The 18,535-nt window shown below is 33.8% G+C and carries 15 protein-coding genes; 2 read left to right on the top strand and 13 right to left on the bottom strand.

Annotated elements, in window-relative coordinates; genetic code table 11:
- Positions 1–234 precede the first annotated feature (234 nt).
- The gene (locus tag CVU84_07375) at positions 235–1,164 is read right to left on the bottom strand and encodes a peptidase (protein PKM95135.1); all 930 of its coding nucleotides are present in this window, start codon (positions 1,162–1,164) and stop codon (positions 235–237) included.
- A gap of 48 nt (positions 1,165–1,212) precedes the next feature.
- Entirely contained in the window at positions 1,213–1,641 is a 429-nt protein-coding gene (locus CVU84_07370; protein ID PKM95134.1) for an NfeD family protein, read from the bottom strand.
- A gap of 217 nt (positions 1,642–1,858) precedes the next feature.
- Here CVU84_07370 and CVU84_07365 point away from each other — a divergent pair, with 217 nt between their 5' ends.
- Complete coding sequence (locus CVU84_07365; GenBank protein PKM95133.1) at positions 1,859–2,371, top strand: ferritin; 513 nt, start codon at positions 1,859–1,861, stop codon at positions 2,369–2,371.
- A gap of 195 nt (positions 2,372–2,566) precedes the next feature.
- Here the strand turns inward: CVU84_07365 and CVU84_07360 are convergent, their stop codons facing one another.
- The 6 genes from CVU84_07360 to CVU84_07335 form a co-directional block, all read right to left on the bottom strand.
- Positions 2,567–3,523, bottom strand: a complete 957-nt coding sequence (locus CVU84_07360; protein PKM95132.1) for a glucokinase — start codon at positions 3,521–3,523, stop codon at positions 2,567–2,569.
- A gap of 13 nt (positions 3,524–3,536) precedes the next feature.
- Complete coding sequence (locus CVU84_07355; protein ID PKM95131.1) at positions 3,537–4,490, bottom strand: HPr(Ser) kinase/phosphatase; 954 nt, start codon at positions 4,488–4,490, stop codon at positions 3,537–3,539.
- Positions 4,491–4,568: 78 nt separating this feature from the next.
- Positions 4,569–5,681: an HD-GYP domain-containing protein gene (locus tag CVU84_07350; protein PKM95130.1), complete on the bottom strand. Its 1,113-nt coding sequence runs from the start codon at positions 5,679–5,681 to the stop codon at positions 4,569–4,571.
- Positions 5,682–5,740: 59 nt separating this feature from the next.
- Positions 5,741–7,615 (bottom strand): excinuclease ABC subunit C, encoded by a 1,875-nt coding sequence (locus tag CVU84_07345; protein ID PKM95129.1) that lies wholly within the window; start codon positions 7,613–7,615, stop codon positions 5,741–5,743.
- A gap of 27 nt (positions 7,616–7,642) precedes the next feature.
- Positions 7,643–9,286, bottom strand: a complete 1,644-nt coding sequence (locus CVU84_07340; GenBank protein PKM95128.1) for an ATP-dependent RNA helicase — start codon at positions 9,284–9,286, stop codon at positions 7,643–7,645.
- A 574-nt stretch (positions 9,287–9,860) separates the two neighbouring features.
- On the bottom strand, positions 9,861–11,456 hold the full coding sequence (locus CVU84_07335) for a DUF342 domain-containing protein (protein PKM95127.1): 1,596 nt from the start codon (positions 11,454–11,456) through the stop codon (positions 9,861–9,863).
- Positions 11,457–11,671: 215 nt separating this feature from the next.
- On the opposite strand from CVU84_07335, the gene CVU84_07330 reads away from it, so the two are divergent.
- Positions 11,672–12,739 (top strand): hypothetical protein, encoded by a 1,068-nt coding sequence (locus CVU84_07330; GenBank protein ID PKM95126.1) that lies wholly within the window; start codon positions 11,672–11,674, stop codon positions 12,737–12,739.
- A 37-nt stretch (positions 12,740–12,776) separates the two neighbouring features.
- Here the strand turns inward: CVU84_07330 and CVU84_07325 are convergent, their stop codons facing one another.
- From CVU84_07325 to CVU84_07305, 5 genes are all read right to left on the bottom strand, one after another.
- A complete protein-coding gene (locus CVU84_07325; GenBank protein ID PKM95125.1) occupies positions 12,777–13,871 on the bottom strand; it encodes a hypothetical protein in 1,095 nt (364 codons plus the stop codon).
- A gap of 13 nt (positions 13,872–13,884) precedes the next feature.
- A complete protein-coding gene (locus CVU84_07320; protein ID PKM95124.1) occupies positions 13,885–14,073 on the bottom strand; it encodes a hypothetical protein in 189 nt (62 codons plus the stop codon).
- 1 nt (position 14,074) lies between these two features.
- A complete protein-coding gene (locus CVU84_07315) occupies positions 14,075–15,223 on the bottom strand; it encodes a hypothetical protein (protein PKM95123.1) in 1,149 nt (382 codons plus the stop codon).
- Positions 15,220–16,674: a spore germination protein gene (locus CVU84_07310; GenBank protein PKM95122.1), complete on the bottom strand. Its 1,455-nt coding sequence runs from the start codon at positions 16,672–16,674 to the stop codon at positions 15,220–15,222. The genes CVU84_07315 and CVU84_07310 overlap by 4 nt, the downstream gene beginning before the upstream one ends.
- Positions 16,675–16,831: 157 nt before the next feature.
- Positions 16,832–18,505, bottom strand: a complete 1,674-nt coding sequence (locus CVU84_07305; GenBank protein ID PKM95121.1) for a manganese-dependent inorganic pyrophosphatase — start codon at positions 18,503–18,505, stop codon at positions 16,832–16,834.
- Between the last annotated feature and the right edge of the window lie 30 nt (positions 18,506–18,535).

Below are 18,535 nucleotides of genomic sequence, written 5' to 3'. Positions count from 1 at the left end.
GAAGTATTGAACTATTAATTTCAAGTAATCAAGTTGTTATCAAGTATGTATTTTAAAGCATCCAACAGATTCTTAGACCTAGTATTTTCATTTTAATACCCTTCTATACCAACTTCCCCTATGGTATCAATACGCCGGGCCATACTTTCTTCGAAAAAATAGGATCATCAGAATATTTAAATACTTAAGGCCAACTTCAAGGCGAATAACCTTTGTTGACCTTAATCACTTGTTTTAGTCTTCCTTTGCTATTTCTGCTATAGATTTAACCAATCCTGCAATTCCTTGAATATCTGAGGGAATTATTATCTTTGTTGCTTTACCATCTGCTGCCTTTACAAAGGCTTCAAGACTTTTTATCGTTAAGACTTGTGGGCTTGGGTTAGATTCATTTATTTTCTTTATACCTTCTGCAACAGCTGTTTGAACCTTTAGTATTGCTTCTGCCTCACCCTCTGCTTCTCTAATTGCTGCTTCTTTTTTTGCTTCAGCACGTAATATTGCTGCATGCTTTTCAGCCTCAGCCTCTAATATTACTGATTGCTTTCTACCTTCTGAAACAAGAATAGCAGATCTCTTTTCACCTTCTGCTTTTAAAATCGATTCACGACGTTCTCTTTCTGCTTTCATTTGTCTTTCCATCGCGTCCTGAATTTCTGCAGGTGGAATAATGTTTTTAAGCTCAACACGATTTACTTTTATTCCCCAAGGGTCAGTTGCTTCATCTAATATTAATCTCATTTTGGTGTTAATAATTTCTCTTGAGGTAAGGGTTTCATCTAATTCCAAATCACCAATTATATTTCTAAGTGTTGTCGCAGTTAGGTTCTCTATTGCAGCCAAAGGATAAACAACACCATAAGCAAATGCCTTTGGATCAGTTATTTGATAAAAAATTACCGTATCTATTCTCATGGTTACATTATCTTTTGTAATAACAGGCTGTGGCGGAAAATCAATTACCTGTTCCTTAAGTGTCACCTTTTTTGCTATTTTATCGATAAATGGTATTTTGAAATGTAGCCCCACTGACCAAGTTGCCTGAAAGGCTCCAAACCTCTCAACTACATATGCATGTGCCTGGGGTACAAATTTAATGTTAGCAATTGTAATAAAAATAAATATTAGTACTAAAAAAAATAATATAAATATCTCTGGTCCCATTTTTTTGCTCCTCTCACTTTGTCAATGTTACAAAACCTACGCATTCGGTTAAATTCCTTTAACGATTAGTTTTACACCTATTACTTCCTGGATCATAACCATATTACCTACTTCAACAACACCACCATCTGTAGTTCTAGCACTCCAGATTTGACCATCTACCTTTACTTGTCCATGGGCATTCATATTGTCGATTGTTTCGGTGACTACACCTATTTTATCAATTACTTTCTCATAATTGGTTTTTTCTTTGCCTGGTCGGATTTTATTTTTCACAATTGGATAAATAAAAAACAGACAAGCTATGGAGATAACCAGAAATGCAGCAATCTGAATACCAATAGGAACTCCTAAAAACGAAAGAATCATAGCTACAAAGGCCCCACCTGCAAACCATATCGTTGTAAGTCCCAATGTGAGCGCCTCAACTATAAGACAGACAACCATTATGATTAACCATATAATATAATAGTCCATTGTAATTCTCCTTTCTGATATAGAATGAAACATAGGTCTTCTCTTCATTTTACAAAAAAAACTCACTCTTTGCAAGGACTATTCTTTGGATAAAATTATATTAACAAATATTGCCACTGAACATTCGCATGTGATACAATTATAATTGTTAGACATTGAACTACAGAAAAGACTATTCACAAAAGTTCGGGTTAATCCCTAAGAAAAGAGGTATTTAATGGGCAAAATAGGAAGAGAGATTTCACATTTAAATGTTGATGAATTAATACAAATGCTAAACGAAGCTTTATCTGAGGAATGGTTAGCATATTACCAATATTGGGTTGGTGCTAGATTAATGGAAGGTCCTATGAGAAGTGAAATAGAGCCTGAATTACTATTGCATGCAACACAAGAGCTTGGACATGCTGAGCTTGTTGTAGGAAGAATTCTTCAACTTGGCGGTACACCAGTACTTACTCCTGAAGATTGGACAAAGTTTGCTAAATGTGCTTATGAAGCGCCAACAGACCCTTATGTCGAAGCTATTTTAGAGCAAAACCTAAGAGGCGAAAGATGTGCTATTGAAAGATATCAGCAAATTGCTGAATTCACAAATGGCAAAGATCATATTACTTATCAAATGGCTACAACAATTTTGTCTGATGAAATTGAGCATGAAAATGACATCGAAGATTGGATTAATGATATTAACCGCTTAAAAGATGATATTAGAAAAATCAAATTGTAAAACAATCGTATTTCAATGTCATAACAAGAAAATCGGCTACGCCGCGTTAAATAACTTTGTTATTTATACGCTGAGTTAAAATCTTAGTTACCCCTCTGCCGCTTTTCCAATTGCTTATGCAAAACTTAACTAGTAAGCAATAAAAGCGACTACGCTATGAAAGCTAGTCGCTTTTTTATTGCTATCTATATAACTCTATACATGTAGCTTATAAAGCATAGATGCACCAATTATTCCAGCATCATTCCCTAATTCTGCAACTTTTATTTCTGTTTTAAGAGCTTCTGCTCCACCATAAATTTCACTTACAATTCTTTCCTTTAGTGGTTTGAGTAGATTGTCTCTTTGTGCGGAAACACCCCCACCTAATACAATAATCTCAGGCTGTATCATATTAATAACATTCACTAAGCCAACCGCTAAATATTTAATGTATTGATCTATTACTTCTTGAGCCACTATATCCCCTGCTTGTGCTGCATCAAAGGGTATTTTTGCATTCATTGTAACAAGGTCATTTCCTACTAGTTTGTTTAATAAGGACTGCGGGTTATTTTTAGCCGCTTTTTTTGCTTCTCTAATTAGACCAGTTGCAGAGGAATACGTTTCCCAACAACCATGTCTTCCACAGGTACATAATTCTCCATCTATTGAAATAACAATATGCCCAAGCTCGGCTCCAGCATTATAGCTTCCTGCTATAATCTTTCCGTCAAGGATTATGCCCCCACCTACTCCTGTTCCAAGGGTAATCGCAACCAAGTCCTTATACACGGAACCTGCTCCACTGATATATTCACCATATGCTGCTGCATTTGCATCATTTTCTAAGTATACTGGTTTATCAAAATATTTTTGAAATATTTTTGCTATAGGTGAATTCTTAAAATTTAAGTTGTTAGCATATACTATTTCTCCCTTAAGAGAATCTACGATTCCAGGGCTACCAATACCAATAGAATGTATTTCATCCTTTGAGATATTTGCTTCCTCTACAATTTTCAAGCATAGCAGTGCCATATCCTTAACAATAGCTTCGTCATTTCTTTCATTTAATGTTGGGACAGATGCTTTTTTAATTATTTTACCATCCTTCGAAACGATTGCAGCTGCTATATTTGTTCCACCTAAATCTACTCCTATACTATACATATAAGCCTCCAAATTATTCTAATAATTGTTGTTCTTTTTCCAATGCTTTTTTCTGTAAATTTCCCATAACTCTATCATTTAATTCTTGAGCTGCATTATAACCCATCGCCTTCTGCCTATGATTAATCGCTGCAGATTCAACAATAATTGATAAATTACGACCTGGTCTGATAGGAATCGTATGGCAAATTACCTTATTTCCTAAAATTTCCGTGAATTCTTGTTCTAAACCCAAACGGTCATATTCTTTTTTGGGATCCCAATCCTCAAGCTTTATTACTAAATCAATGGAATGTCTTTCCTTAACAGATTCAACTCCAAATAATGTTTTACAGTCTATGATACCTATACCACGTAACTCAATTAAATAGCGGATAATTTCAGGAGATGTACCAAGTAAAGTATCATCGGATACTTTTGCAATTTCTACAACATCATCCGCAACTAGTCTGTGCCCTCTTTTGATTAACTCTAATGCTGCTTCACTTTTTCCAATTCCACTTTCTCCCATGATGAGAATTCCTTCACCAAAAACATCTACCAAACCTCCATGAATGGATATTCTTGGAGCAAGCTCAACCTTTAAATATCGAATTAATTCAGACATAAAATAAGAGGTCGCTTTATTGGTTTGAAGCAATGGAACTTGATGCGCTTCAGATGCATCAATAATTTCTTGTACTGGTTCAAGTTCTCTTGATAATATCAAGCATGGTATTTTACTAGAAAACAACTTTTCTAGTACTTCTACTTTTCTTTCATGCTCTAAAGTTTGTAGGTAAGTATGTTCTACCTTCCCTATGATCTGGACTCGTTCAGAGTCAAAATAGTTAAAAAATCCAGCTAGTTGAAGTGCTGGTCTATTTACATCAGTTTGTCCAATTTTAATGTTGTCGACGGATATATTGGGTGATAAGTTGGTCAACTTCATTTTTTCAATAATATCTATTAAACGTACAGCAGTCATAATAAATACCTCCACGGTTGATCATCATTAATGTCTTTGAAATTAATACCATTCTAACATAAGAAATCTAGTATGGCACTACTTTTTCTTTAAATCAATAATCTTTAGTTCTGATCTCTCACTTAAATTGATATATTCATCGTTAAGTTTAATAATTGGATTACATATACTACCTGGCAATACACTTACTACTTCTCCTTGCATACCATTGCTTAATACTATTTGGGATCCAATATAATACACTGCAATATGCTGCAGGAAATTATTCATAATCGTATAGTCGAAATGTCCATAACCTGTATTTTCAAAAATCTTGAAGGTATCAAAAGGGTTTCTTCTTGGCTTATATACACGAGTTGAAGTAATCGCATCATATGCATCACAAACAGCGATAACTTTTGAGTAGTAGTCTATTTCCTCTCCCAATAATCCATAAGGATAGCCCGAACCATCTATGCGTTCATGATGATGAAGGATCACCATCTTAATGCAAGGTGCTACATCCGAAAGATTTTCCAATAGCTTGTATCCAATAACTGAATGTTTTTTTATTTCTTCAAATTCCCAATCTTCTAGTTTTTGCTTTTTATTTAGTATTTCTAGGGGGATTTTCATTTTACCCACATCATGTAACAGTCCACACTTCACCAACTCTTTTGTTTTTTCGTCACCTAAGCCCAACCATTTACTGGCAAGCATTGCATAAAGGGATACATTCAAACTGTGCGTATATGTATAATTATCAGTTTCCTTCATCTCCAAAAGGCATTTTAATATACTATCTTTATTCTTATAGTCAGAATATACTGCATCTGATATTTGATCCAATGCTCGTAAATTCAATGGATTTCCAGTAGCAATTCCAGCTAACATATCCTTTACACCTTTGAGTTTGTGTTCATACTTAATCACGTACTCTCTATGCTTAGTGAACACCTCCGCTTCTGGAGAATGCAATTCATTAGATGTAAATACTTCTGCATTTACAAAGCCCATTTCTATCAATCTGTTAATATTATTTGAACTTAACACTGTATTTCTGGGAGCAACTAATATACCTTCTCCATTATAAAGGTCTTCCGCAATAACATCTCCCACCTTACATTTTGTTAAAAAAACAACTTTCTTTTTCATAAAATACCTCCCATCGAAAGATATTGATGAAATTCCCATGATTTTCCCGATCAACATATTGTACTATAAGTATAACTCAGATTTCTAATATTTACAATATTATCAAACTCATCCCGTCATTTTTCTTGCTCTATATGAAAGAAATGATAGACTATTTCTGCGGTTTTTTTATTCATAGCATCAACTTTGTTTAATTCTTCAACCGATGCATGCTTTATCTTTTCAACTGAACCAAAATGAAGTAGTAGATTTTTTCTTCTAGTTGGGCCGATACCTTCAATCGTATTCAGTATTGATGCAACTTGGTTTTTTGCTCTTAGTTTTTTATGATATTCAATTGCAAAGCGATGAGCTTCATCTTGAATTCTTGTAACCAGCTTAAAAGCCTCAGAATGTTTCGATAAAACTATTTCTTGGTCATGATAAATGAGTCCTCGTGTATTATGATGATCATCCTTAATCATACCACAAATCGGTATTTCTAACCCTATTTTCTCCATAACCCTGAGAGCTATATTAACTTGACCCTTGCCACCATCCATAAGGATTAAGTCAGGTAGTCTTGTAAATTTCCCATAGCCAGATTCCAAGCCTTTTTCAAGAATTTCTTTTTGCTCTTCCAACGCTCGCGTAAATCTTCGGGTTAATACTTCTTCTAAACTTGCATAATCATCTGGTCCCATTACACTTTTTATTTTGAACTTTCTATAATCACTTCTTTTCGGAACCCCTTCTTCAAATACAATCATTGAACCAACCGATTCAAAACCCTGGGTATTTGAAATATCGTAGGCTTCTACTCTAATCAGCGAATCCTCAAAATCAAGGAGCTGTGCTAGCTCCATTAAGGCACCTTTCGTCTTGACTTCCTTTTGCTTCATATTGTTGCCAAATTGTTGCAATGATAACATCGCATTTTTTGCAGCCAATTCTATCAGCTTATTTTTTTCCCCTTTTTGGGGTACTTTAATATACACCTTTTGGCCTCTCTTGTCAGAAAGCCACTGTGAAATAATATAAGCCTCCTCCAACTCTTCTTGTAAGATAAGCTCTTTAGGAATAAATGGAGTACCAGAATAAAATTGTTTTACGAAGGTAGTAATGATTTCAGTCCCCGATAAGTCCTCAACATCATTCAAATGAAAATGTTCTCTTCCTATCATCTTGCCATTTCTAATAAAATATACTTGCACCAACGCTTCCTGTTCTATTTTTGCAAATGCAATAACGTCTTGATCTTCCATTGCCGAATTAATTATTTTTTGCTTTTGTGCAATGGCCTTAACACTTGTAAGCTGGTCTCTATATTCTACTGCCTTTTCAAAGTCCAAATCTTCTGAAGCTTGAAGCATTTTTTCTTCAAGCATATTAGTAATTGGCTCATATTTTCCACTTAAAAAGCCAACTACCTCATCGATATTGGCTTTATAATCTTGGGAGCTAATGTACCCTTGACAAGGTGCATCACACTGCCCAATATGATAGTAAAGACATGGTCTTTCTTTACCAATGTCTTCTGGCAATTTTCTATTACAAGAACGGATTCTCCATATTTTTCTCATTAATTCAATCGTTTCTTTTGCAGCAAACGCACTTGCATAAGGACCAAAATACTTTGCCTTATCTTTTTGCATTGTCCTAGTGAAAATCACTCTTGGATATGCTTCATTTACAGTGACTTTAATGTACGGATACATTTTGTCATCCTTCAGCATCGTATTATATTTTGGACGATGTTTCTTAATCAAATTGCATTCTAAAATAAGGGCTTCAAGTTCAGAATCGGTTACAATATACTCAAAAGATCTAATTTGAGCCACCATATTTTTTATCTTCGCTGTGTGATTTGCAGAATTTCGAAAATACTGTCTCACTCTATTTTTCAATAAAATGGCTTTCCCCACATAGATAATATGGTCCTTTTCATCCTTCATTAAATACACGCCTGGTTTTAAGGGCAATTTTTTAAGCTCTTCATTAATGTCAAACATGTCCTTCACTTCCTAAATAAATACTATTTAACTATTTGCAAGCTCTACATTAACTTTCTTATTGTTAATTTTTAGACTCTTAACTTTTTTCAATACTCTAGTTGCGCTTTCTTCGTCTATATCAACAAAAGAAAACTTCTCTAATATATCAATTGCTCCAACTTTATCTGCACTAATTCCAAATTCAGCAATAATTGCACCTAAAATATGATTAGGTTTAACTGCATCTTTTCTGCCAATGTTAATGAACATACGAGTCATACCTTTGGCGCCGCGTTTTCTGCCAGCACTTCTTGGTGCACTTGTACCTTCTCTATTTCCGTATGCTGAAGATGTACTTCTCGCTGCATCTGAAAATTGAACATTTATGTCATTTAAGTCTGTTTTATCATGTAGTTCTAAGTTCATTTTAATGAGTGCTGCTGCTATTTCTTCAAGAGAATATTTTTCTTTATCCACTTGGCTAAGAATCTTAACATATTTCTTTAAGTTTTCTCCCGAAGCAATTTCCATTACAGTTTCAAGAAAGTTTTCAATATTACTTTCATTCACCTCATCTAAGGTTGGAATTTGATTCTTAGAAATACTTTTTTTTGTATATTGCATAATGTTTTGAATCAGTCTATTTTCTGGTTTTGTTACTAAGGTAATAGAACGGCCTTTTCTTCCTGCTCTACCACTTCTACCAATTCTATGAACATAATATTCCTCTTTGTCAGGAACATCAAAGTTTATGATTAAATCTACTTCTTTAATATCTAATCCTCTAGCTGCAACATCTGTCGCTACAAGTATTTTTACAATACCTTCATTGAACTTAGATAATACACTCAATCTTAATTCTTGCTTTAAATCGCCATGAATCTTTTCAGATGTATAACCTCTAAGTTGTAGTGCATCCGCTACATCATCTACTGTTTTTTTCTTATTACAAAATACGATACATCTTGTAGGCTTGTTCACATCTAATATTCTACATAATGCTTCTGTTTTATGCTTACCTGATACAGCGCTATACTCTTGTTCGATTGTATCCGCAGTCATTACACCTGATTTTACTTTAATCAGTTTTGGGTCTTTTTGATATTTATTCGTAATATCTAATATACTCTTTGGCATAGTAGCTGAAAACAATATCGTTTGGCGATCCTCATTGATATCACTTAAAATGATTTCAATATCTTCTCTGAATCCCATTTTTAGCATTTCATCTGCTTCATCAAGGATAACGGTGTGAATGCCTTCTACTCTTATTGTTTTTCTTCTAATATGGTCCATAGTTCTACCAGGTGTTCCAATGATAATTTGAGCTCCATTTCTTAAAGCCATTATTTGTCTATTGATAGGTTCTCCACCATAAACTGCAACCGACCTTATTCCTGGTAAATATTTAGTTAGCTTTCTTACTTCGTTGGCTACTTGAACAGATAGTTCTCTTGTTGGACATAATATGAGAACTTGAGGTTTTTTTATTTGCATATCAACTTTATGCAAAATAGGAATTACAAAAGCTGCCGTTTTGCCTGTTCCTGTTTGAGATTGTCCGATGATGTCATTGCCTTCTAATATTAGTGGTATCGTTTGCAGCTGAATAGTCGTAAGCTCTGTATAGCCCATATCCTCAACTGCTCTTGTTATTTCATCTTGCACATTCATTTCTTTAAAAATCATTCTTTACCATCCTACTTTTTTTAATTTTATAATTTAGTAGCTATTAACATTTTATAGACTAGGAAAGTCCTCAATACATGGGGCTTGACATCCTATCTGTTTAAAATGGCAAAGCCACTTTTTTGTTTACTAGGAATGTTCTGTATAAGCTATTTAAAAAGTTGCAGATCATGTAGCGAGCGTTTCATTCGGCTCAGCCGATTTTCTTGCTACTAGGAATGCTCTGCATGAGCAATTTAAAAGCTGCTGATAGATATCGAGGGCTCAGTTCAGCTCAGCCGATTTTCTTTTAATAGAAAAACAGCAGATAACTAACGAGGGTTTTAACTCGGTGAATCCGATTTTCTTATTTGCTAGGCTATGCACCAGCAATTCGAAAAGTGGCATATATATACCGAAGATTTTGACTCAGGGAAACCGATTTTCTTGCCCGTAAGCAATATTTTGCTTAGGCAATTTGAAAAGTGGCATATATATATCGAGGTTTTTTACTCAGCGAAACCGATTTTCTTACCTTACTAAATCACAATCTATCTATCATACCACGTTTCTACGTTATTTGCAAGTTAATTGTCTAGTCCTCTTTGATTTGACCTTCATCAATATAATAAGATGTTTGTATGGTTCTTACCTCTCTAATATGCAATACCTCTTCTCTCATTCTAATAACTGCTCCTGGATAGATGATTCGTTTCACCTTTACTTCACCTTCACCTTTCGCATGTAGATAAGAAATATATCGTTTTCTTTGGTCATATAGAGTTGTAAGGCTATTTTTTGCATCTAGGTATTCTTTTTCAAGGGCTTCATATTTTGTTTGTTCTTCAACATTTATAGCCTCTCCCTTAAACCTAGATAAACTTTTCTTAAGTGCTTCAATTTTTTCTTTGGTTCTTTCAATAGAAAGACCCATAAGGTCATATTCTTCCTTAAGCTTCGTTCTGTTAAATCCATGAATCAAAATTCTTGTTGGAACACCTGCTTTACTACCTAATTCTCCTACCTCAACCTTTACCATAGCTTCAATATTTCCACCAATAATTTTGCTTGCTGCGGATTCTAATATCACTTCCTTTGCAATAATGTTACAATTCATAGCATAATAACCAATGTTAACTGTTCCTTCACACTCGATGGTGCAATCTGCTGCAAACTTAGTATATAGATCTCCTCGACAAATTATCCTTGCTTTATTTTTACCTGCAATTCCACCCCTGATGTAAATATTTCCTTGTTTGCTTTCGATAAAGTCAACTCCACCAACACCCATATCACCTAATATTTGAATATCATTAATTGCTCTAACAGAAAAATTATCATCAACAGATTTTTTAATATCGACAAAACCATCAAAATCAATGTTTCCCGTGTTAAACGATACATCTCCCGTAATTTCTATAAAATTACTTACACTAATTGCATCTTGATCATATACTACTGCTCCTGTTCTTTTTGCAATTAAGGTAGTGATACCTTTATCAATGTCATAGATAGCATCGACTGTTGCTTTATCATATCTTAACTTTTCTTGTCTACCTAATGTAGCTTCAATTTCTTCCCCAAAAATGTTAGTACCAGAAACTCCATCTTTCGGATCAATCCTCTCTCCTAGCCAATCGCCTTTTTCAATCTTGTTAATCAGATTAAGTTCATAATGATTAACCTTTCCGTCTTGATATAACAATGGTTCTGTCTTTTTCACTTCATACATTGTAACAGATGCATCTTCCCCAGGAATGGGTACGGTTCCAATTGCAACATCAAACTTCTCCATAGGTTTGAGATCATCAATCACTCTTTGAATATCTATTCCAAATGAAATTTCTTTATTCACTGCTAAATCTATAATTTCTCCAACTAATTGCTTTTTATTACATTCATTAAACTCATTTTGAGTCAAGCGAATATATCCTTGCGCTAGCATCTTATCACTGCTGACGAGTAATTCTAGCTTTGGCTTCAACTCTCCAATTTTAATTGGTGATGACAAACAATTCATCAATGCTGATTTTAAAGCAACAAAATTAGTGATTGAAATCCTTGGAAATTCTATTAATATTTCATTTAAGGCTTGAATCGGATAATCCTTTTTTAGAACCTTAATAAATATTTGCTCTTCTTCTAGTATAATTTGGATAAAATCGTTTGCAAATATAATATTCTCAAACACTATTTAGTCCTCCTAATGAGTTTCTCATTTATATCTATTATTATAGAGGAAAATATTTACAAATACAATGATAATGTAAGTAAATCGGCAGTTTTAACTCAACTTTCTCATATATTTCCTCTAATATTTCAATAATTATGTAACGTATTTAATTTTTTTAGTAAATTATGCCGATATAATATTTACCATTCAATCCTAGATTCGGAGGCGATAAAATGAAGATTGAAAGTTCTAATATTGCTATGTCAACCTTATCAACACAAACAAAAACATATTCTTCAATGGAACAGCTTAACTCTTGGGTAGATGCCAAATCGCCAACTGCTCATGGTGATATTCCCAATGAGTTAAATCATGCATTGAAAACTTTCCTTGAGGATATACAAAGTGCAACACTCTCTTCAGCAAGTGTAGTCGAAGAAGAATATCTATTTGAACTTACCCCAGAGGATGAAAAAAAAATCAATCTATTAAACAAGCTCCTCGAAGCATTGACAGGAAAAAAATTCAAGTTCCATATACCCAGAGCCTTTCACAAAATCCAGTCACCTACACCAGGAACCTACAGTGCTCCTAAGATTCAAGTACAGAGCCAAGGGCAACCTCTTCAAAGGCAAGGATGGGGAATCAATTACCAGAAACATGAAAGCTACTCCGAGGCTTCGACCTTAGATTTTGATGCAAGAGGTATTGTCAGAACTAGTGATGGAAAAGCAATTAAACTAGATATTAGTCTTAGCATGAGCAGAACCTATTCAACTGAGAGTCATGTAAGCTTTAAAGCTGGAGACGCCCTTATTGACCCTCTTATTATTAATTACGACGGAGCAGCCGCAAATTTAAGCAATCAAAAAATAAGCTTTGATTTAGACAATGATGGCAAAGATGAAAATCTTTCTTTCGTAAAATCGGGAAGCGGGTTCCTTGTTTTTGATAAAAATAACGATGGCAAAATCAACAATGGCAGTGAGCTATTTGGTCCACAAACTGGAAATGGTTTTATGGAACTTAGAGCCTTTGATATCGATGGAAATAATTGGATTGACGAAAGTGATCCTATTTATGAGAAGCTACAAATATGGACTAAGGACGAGGACGGAAATGATCAATTATTTGCCATTGGCCAAAAAGGCATCGGTGCTATATACTTAAATGCAATTCAAAGCGAATATGAATTGAAGGATGTTTCTAATAACCTGCTAGGGAAGATTCAACAAACAAGTATTTTCTTAAGAGAAGATGGTACCGCCGGAACGATCCAACATGTTGATTTATCCGTTTAAAACCGCAAATAAAAACTTTCTGCATATCAGACGCAAACTATCTTTGAGCATGAATAAGGGATAGTTTTCGTCTGATTAAATAAGTTATATAAATGATGATTGGTACACACGCATTAATAACAAGGGAGTAGGGCATATATATTTTATTAATTACTGTATCTACTTCTATACTATCCTCATAAGCAATAAACGCCAAAATTGAGCATATGAAGGCAACAGGCACAACTGTAAAGTAATAGGTTTGTAGATTAAATACATGTTTTAAACCAATTACAGCAGAAAATAGTGATGAAGTATACTTGACAAAACCAACGATCAAAAACATTAGTACTGAAAGAATTTCTATTCTTCTTAAAAAATCCCCAACTGCTAATTGTCTAAATGTTAAATAGGATGGATAATAGGCTGAAGAAAACATTGTTGGTCCTAAAACGGTTATATTATCAACTGTTACGATAATCAATATACACGTTGATATCAATAGTCCGTACAAAAAAACCTTTTTATAGGATGCTTTTTCATCAAGTTCATTTATAAAACTCAGTAAATGTGCACATTGTATCATTGGAAATCCAATAAGATATGTTGTACTCTCTAATACTGGTTTCATACCATTATATAAAACTGGATACAACGCATCCAATTCCCTGATTGGAGTTAATAAAACAACTTCAAATACAACAACGATGATGACAATGTTAAAATAAAACTGGCACCACTTTCCAAAAACACCAATGCCCTTCTTCATCATATAAACACTTGCCAGAACGATCAAAAGAATAATCATCATAATCGGGGTTCCATCTAGTCCCGTAATGTTCATAAATTCTGCAACCTTTCTAATCAAAATAGCTGAAAGATAAATACCATTGAAGGTAAAAATAATTGAAACAATCTTCCCTATGATTTTACCCATAACTATTTCACAGATCTCATAAATATTTTTATTCTTAAAACTTTCGAGTAAATTCGCATAAATCAAGTATATTGGGCTACTAATGATTGCAGCCAAAATAATGGATATCCATGCATTTTCTTCTGCTGTTTTAGCGACGCCAGAAATCATAGCAGTTCCTACTATAAACATAACCACTATACTTACTGCTTGCTTTTGTGACAGTTTTTGCGCCATAAACTTTTCTCCTTTACCATACCTTAACAATACTAGCAAAGTGATGGGGTATCTTATCCATACTTACTAGGACATATAAAATTTGAAAGAGAAGAAAAATGAATATATAGAGCCTCAAATCTTTTTTACTCATTTTTTTTAAATTCCAAAAAAAATCCAACAAACCAATCGCTGTGAACATTACCCATGTACTTAATGTCATATTAATCTTCCTTATAAAGCGGCTGTTTATTTTGAGCCGTTCCTGTAATACTTACTTTAACTTCAACCTCGATATTTAAAGAGGAAAAGACCTCATTCCAGTTATCTTCTAATTCTTTAAAAACCTTTGGATATTTATTTTTAAATTTCTCACCAAATCCAAATATGTCACTACCAAAGTTTTTTTGAATTTTAATTATGAAGGCAGCAAGCTCCTCTTCCAACTGAATTTCAGCATGTTTTTTAAACTCCTCTAATTTTTCTTTTGTGGATATTTTAACCCGATTATCCTCAATTTCTCCTATTACACCAATAATGCTTAATTGTACCGTGATAACATACTTCCCATCCTTTTTTTGAATACGCACTTTACTTTTTGTATCACCAATCTCTAAAGATATTTTAGATTCATTACCGCTTTCTTTATAATCAATCACATAAATTCCAGCATTCTCTCCCAATAACATTCTATATCGTTGCATTTCTTTGCCATCAAGCCGACCTACGGCTTTATTATCTTTGAAAACACTTCCTCCATTTAGTATAATTCGTTTCTGTCCAAGGCTTATTTCAATTTTAATGAATGGGAGCACTTGCTCTTTGCCCTTGTCACTGTAGATTTTACTAAAATCAATCAAACTCATTGTGCTGTATTTCGATACATAATCTATGTTTTTTAAAGCATCTGAAATGTAAAATTGAAGTTTTTTTTCGCTAAAGCTTGCCATCAATACTTCTTCTGCCTTTAATTCTTTATCGGAAATTAATAGCCAAATATTTTCTCTTACTTCGTTATCTCTAATAAAAAAATCAAGAACTCCCGTTATATCTTCTTCTGCAATGGTTTCATTGATCACCATGAATTCTAGCTGGCCCCAAAACACCTTTTGCCCTTCTTTCATAATGAAATCTCTCACAGCATCAAACATCGTTTTTCCACTAGATTGAATAAATATCTCCTCACTGATACTGCCATCATTTGAACTTCCTGCCGGTATTACTACCTTTGCTGTTAATCTATATCCATCTTCTATGGGATCAACTGCTAAGCCTATAACCATCGGTATATTTTCTATTGGTTTATAATCACAACTTGTTGTCTCAAGTGCTGTAGCAAGTACTAGGAGTATTATTAAAATAACTTTTTTCACTTGTCTGTTACCTCATTTTTACTTCTCTTTAACAATGTTCTTACATTGTTCCTATTGTATTGAAACGGTTTTCGAAAAATCGAATCGTTATTGACTCGCATATTATAAATAAAGGTCATATATGGCACTCCAAAACTGTTTAAGCTTAACAAATAAATAGATAGCACCATAACTCCAAAAATATATCCATACATTCCAAATATTCCCGAAATGCTTAATAACCCATACCGTATGACCATTAATGAATGAATATTTTGCGTCAACATTATACTTGTAATGCCTGTTAGCGCAGCAACTATAACAACCGGAGCACTGACAATTTGAGCACCTACTGCTGCTTCTCCCAAGATAAGGGCTCCAACAATGCTTATTGCATTACCTATATTCTTAGGTAATCTCGTTCCAGCTTCTCTAATTAATTCAAAGGTCATTAGCAATAAAAATACTTCTAAAAATGAGGGAAAAGGAACGCCTTCTCTCGAGGCTGATATACTCATAAAGATCTCCCTCGGTAGCATTTGTTGATGAAAGCTAATGAGTGCAATATAAATTGCCGGTATACTTGTACTAACTAAGAAAGCAAAAATCCTTAATACTCGATTTATAAAAGAAAATATATAATTATTGTAATAGTCTTCATTCACCATAAATTGCTCATAAAATAAGTAAGGTCCATAAATTAATTCTGGTGTTCCATCGCAAGCTATTGCTACTCTTCCTTCTAGTAGTTTAGCAGTAATCACATCCGGCCTTTCTGATAGCCCTACCGTTCTAAAAATAGATAAGGGTTGATTAGAAATACACTCTGTGATGTACTGTGAATCTAACACAGCGTCTATTTTTATGGAGTTTATTTTTGTTTTTATTTCATCAATCAATTCTTGTGGTGCCACATTTTCCAAATATATCATGAAAATTTTCGTCCTTGTAACCGTTCCAACTTCCATGGCTTCAAATTTCAGATCCGAATCGATAATTCTTCTTCTTATCATGGTTAAATTGGTTACAATTGACTCTGTAAAAGCCTCCTTTGATCCTAATATCGCCCGTTCGGTATCTGGTTCGTTTATACCTCGTTTTTCCCACCCCTTGGTTTGAATCAATAAGCAGGCAGAATACCCATCTATCATCAGCAGAGTATCTCCATATAGTAGACTCTTTACAATGAACTCTGTCTCTGTGACGAGCTGTATCTCATCCGCAGTAATAATTCTTTTCTTCAAGAAAGATAGGATGTCGCTATTATGTTGTTTCTTTTCAAGATTTAGTCTTTGAATCGGCAAAATGATGCTTCGACTGATGATTTCATGATTAATCATGCCCTTAATAAAGATCAAACAACCTTTTATCTGTCCACAGTCACTTTCAAGATCTCTAAAGATAACCGTAGAATCAGATTTGAAACGTCTTTTAAAATAAGCTATGTTCTCTTGCAAATCTTTTCCAGTCATATAATCATCCTTTGCATTTTTACTTAGTATTAGCACTTTCTACCAATCTCATACACATAGAGTCATTCTGGACATTCCTTGAACACAAAAGCTCAGCATTAGATTTAATCTCCTGCTGAGCTCATTTATATGATACCTATTAAATTTCTCTTATCCCTTATAGTTGTGCTGCTTTCATAAGCTTGGGAACGATTTGTTTTTTTCTAGAAAAGGTTTGATTCAAAAAGATGCTTTCATCGCTTTTCGTCATATTAAAGGCATTTTCAGCAATCCATCTTGCTTCACCTGTGGCAATAACCTCAGTTCCACCAACAACAATATTAGTAACCATGAGAACTGCTAGATCCAGCCCATCTAATTTACATTTTGCTTCCATTGCTTCAAGAATTTTAGGATACATTTGATATAATCCTGCAAAGTCCGCCGTATTTATTTGAGAAATTACAACCTTATATTGTCCAAATGTAAACCTCTTCATATCACCTGTAATAATTTGTTCGGGCTCTTTATCTTGCAGCTTTTCACCTTTGGTAATCATCTTCATACCATATTGATAAATGTTTACCCCTGATATCATTGCTAGCTTTTCAGCCATTACCTTATCAATTTCTGTACAGGTTGGAGATTTAAAAACCAAAGTATCAGATAAAATTCCACTTAACAATATACCTGCAATCTGTTTTGGTATTTTTATATTGTTTTCCTCAAATGTTTTGGCTACAATTGTGCAAGTACTTCCTACTGGTTCAACACGAAAGTATAAAGGGGAAATGGTCTGAATATCAGCTACCCTATGATGATCAATTACTTCTACAATCGTTATATTTTCTATTCCTTCTATTGATTGTCCTCTTTCATTGTGATCTACTAAAATTGCCTTTTTTTGTTCAACTTCCATTAAATTACTTCTAGAAATCATGCCCTTGATAAAACCAGCTTCATCTACAACTGGAAATCTTCTATACTTTGAAGTTAAAAAGTTTTTCTTAACATCATCAATCGTTTCATAGGTTGTGAAATATTCCAGTTGATCTTTTTTTACAATTGATGAAATCGGTAGTGCATGTATAATATTTTGTATTATTTCAAAAACACTTTTGGGTGATGTAAAAACAACGCCATTATAATCTTCACTGATACTTGGAGTTTCATCATTTGTATCACAAACGACAATATAACCCGCTCCAAACACACGTTTATTAGCCAATTTAAGTTCTTTTTTATTGCAGAGTATTATATCATTACTTGTAATATCCTGCTCTTTCGATAGTTCACTGCACATGTAAATATTACCTTGAATAAATTGTTCTTCTATTCTCCCCTTTTGAAGGGTAAGCTCTAAGATTTCTATTAGATTTTTTATAGGAATTTTTACTTTCTTCATATCAAAACTATTATTTGTGGAAAGCAACATAGGTACTACATCTGAGATTGATACTATACCAATTAATCTTTCACTATCATCAACAACAGGTACCGAACGACCCACTTGTCCGATGATAGCTTCCAATACTTTTTTTAACGAGTCCATTTCATGAACACATGTACTTTCCATAAACTCAATATCCAGCACCTGTGGCTTTAAATGAGAAATAACTTTAGGCTCTTCAACGCCATAGTACTTTAGTACATATCCCGTTTCTTCATTAACCATCCCTAATGCTGCAGGAATATATTCCATACTTGGATCTATCCTATTCTTTAAGTACGCATAAGCTATCGCAGAACATATTGAATCCGTATCTGGATTAAGATGTCCGAAAATATGTATTGGCTTTCTATCACCCAATATCTTCAACTCCTTGCTAATAATTAATTTGATCTTTTTCATTATACCATAATGCTTTGTATTTTAAATACA

It is taken from the genome of Firmicutes bacterium HGW-Firmicutes-1 (assembly GCA_002841625.1).
GTDB lineage: Bacteria > Bacillota > Clostridia > Lachnospirales > Vallitaleaceae > HGW-1.
The sequence above is the reverse complement of the archived record's forward strand: the minus strand, read 5'-3'. Positions and strand labels throughout refer to the sequence as shown.

Coding starts and splice junctions, on each gene's coding strand:
- CVU84_07345 (PKM95129.1), bottom strand. CDS start 7,615: ATGTTTGACATTAATGAAGAGCTTAAAAAATTGCCCTTAAAACCAGGC.
- CVU84_07305 (PKM95121.1), bottom strand. CDS start 18,505: ATGAAAAAGATCAAATTAATTATTAGCAAGGAGTTGAAGATATTGGGT.
- CVU84_07375 (PKM95135.1), bottom strand. CDS start 1,164: ATGGGACCAGAGATATTTATATTATTTTTTTTAGTACTAATATTTATT.
- CVU84_07340 (PKM95128.1), bottom strand. CDS start 9,286: ATGATTTTTAAAGAAATGAATGTGCAAGATGAAATAACAAGAGCAGTT.
- CVU84_07350 (PKM95130.1), bottom strand. CDS start 5,681: ATGTTGATCGGGAAAATCATGGGAATTTCATCAATATCTTTCGATGGG.
- CVU84_07370 (PKM95134.1), bottom strand. CDS start 1,641: ATGGACTATTATATTATATGGTTAATCATAATGGTTGTCTGTCTTATA.
- CVU84_07310 (PKM95122.1), bottom strand. CDS start 16,674: ATGACTGGAAAAGATTTGCAAGAGAACATAGCTTATTTTAAAAGACGT.
- CVU84_07360 (PKM95132.1), bottom strand. CDS start 3,523: ATGTATAGTATAGGAGTAGATTTAGGTGGAACAAATATAGCAGCTGCA.
- CVU84_07330 (PKM95126.1), top strand. CDS start 11,672: ATGAAGATTGAAAGTTCTAATATTGCTATGTCAACCTTATCAACACAA.
- CVU84_07355 (PKM95131.1), bottom strand. CDS start 4,490: ATGACTGCTGTACGTTTAATAGATATTATTGAAAAAATGAAGTTGACC.
- CVU84_07320 (PKM95124.1), bottom strand. CDS start 14,073: ATGACATTAAGTACATGGGTAATGTTCACAGCGATTGGTTTGTTGGAT.
- CVU84_07325 (PKM95125.1), bottom strand. CDS start 13,871: ATGGCGCAAAAACTGTCACAAAAGCAAGCAGTAAGTATAGTGGTTATG.
- CVU84_07365 (PKM95133.1), top strand. CDS start 1,859: ATGGGCAAAATAGGAAGAGAGATTTCACATTTAAATGTTGATGAATTA.